We start from the raw sequence: 1,428 nt of genomic DNA on the forward strand, positions 1-1,428 counted from the left end.
AGCTCGACCTCGTAGGTCTGCATGCGCGGCGCCGCATCCTTGTCCGGATCGTAGCGGTAGACTTCGAAAATACGCTTCATTTCTGTGGGTCCTGTTTTCTCTACGATGCGGTGCTCAGAAGGTACGGGCCTTCGGCGGCACGCTTTCAGCCGTCAGCGGCTGCATCTTCACCGGCTTGTAGTCGAGGCGGTTGCCTTCGCTGTAGAACAGCGTGTGCTTGAGCCAGTTCTCGTCGTCGCGGTTGGGGAAGTCGCTGTGCGCGTGGGCGCCGCGCGATTCCTTGCGGGCCGCCGCCGAGATCATGGTGGCCTTGGCCACTTCCACCAGGTTGGCCACTTCCAGGGCTTCCACCAGCGCGGTGTTGAAGACCTTGGACTTGTCCTTCAGGTGGATGTTGTCGGCGCGCTCGGACACTTCCAGGATGCGCTCGACGCCTTCGTCCATCAGCTTCTGCGTACGGAACACGCCGGCATGCGACTGCATGTTGCGGCGGATGTCGTTGGCCACGTCCTGGGTGTACTCACCCGACGACGAGTTCTGCAGCTTGGCCAGGCGCGACAGCGCGCGGTCGGCGGCGTCGGCCGGCAGCGGCTTGTGTTCCTTCTGCTTCAGGTTCTGCGCGACGATGTGGTTGCCGGCGGCACGGCCGAACACCACCAGATCCAGCAGCGAGTTGGTGCCCAGGCGGTTGGCGCCGTGCACCGACACGCACGAGCATTCGCCGATCGCGTAGAAACCGTTCACGATTTCGTTCGGGTTGCCGTTCTTCGGCACCACGACCTGGCCGTGGTAGTTGGTCGGGATGCCGCCCATCTGGTAGTGGATGGTCGGGACCACCGGGATCGGTTCCTTGATCGCGTCGACGTTGGCGAACTTCATGCCGATTTCGCGGATCGACGGCAGGCGCTTCATGATGGTCTCGGCACCGACGTGGGTCAGGTCGAGCAGCACGTAGTCGCCGTTCGGGCCGCAGCCGCGGCCTTCCTTGATCTCCTGGTCCATCGAGCGCGAGACGAAGTCACGCGGCGCCAGGTCCTTCAGCGTCGGCGCATAGCGCTCCATGAAGCGCTCGCCGTCCTTGTTGCGCAGGATACCGCCTTCGCCGCGCACGCCTTCGGTGATCAGCACGCCCGCGCCGGCCACGCCGGTCGGGTGGAACTGCCAGAACTCCATGTCTTCCAGCGGCACGCCGGCGCGCGCGGCCATGCCCAGGCCGTCACCGGTGTTGATGAAGGCGTTGGTGGAAGCGGCATAGATGCGGCCGGCACCGCCGGTCGCGAACAGCGTGGTCTTGGCCTCGAGGATGTAGACCTCGCCGGTTTCCATTTCCAGCGCGGTCACGCCCAGCACGTCGCCATCCTGGTCGCGGATCAGGTCCAGCGCCATCCATTCGACGAAGAAGTGGGTCTTGGCGCGCACGTTGCGCTG

Annotated in this window: 1 protein-coding gene and 1 pseudogene; both read right to left on the reverse strand. The window is 64.8% G+C overall.

Features of this window, described 5'->3' with window-relative positions; all coding sequences use genetic code 11:
• Positions 1-80, reverse strand: a pseudogene (gene sdhB, locus K309_RS41400) (succinate dehydrogenase iron-sulfur subunit); the annotation flags it as partial.
• Between the two features lie 34 nt (positions 81-114).
• Positions 115-1,428, reverse strand: a 1,314-nt coding sequence (locus K309_RS0134950) for an FAD-binding protein (RefSeq protein WP_029050481.1), incomplete at its 5' end; no start/stop codon positions are given.

Origin of the sequence: Cupriavidus phytohabitans, from assembly GCF_000426345.1 — a bacterium.
GTDB lineage: Bacteria > Pseudomonadota > Gammaproteobacteria > Burkholderiales > Burkholderiaceae > Cupriavidus.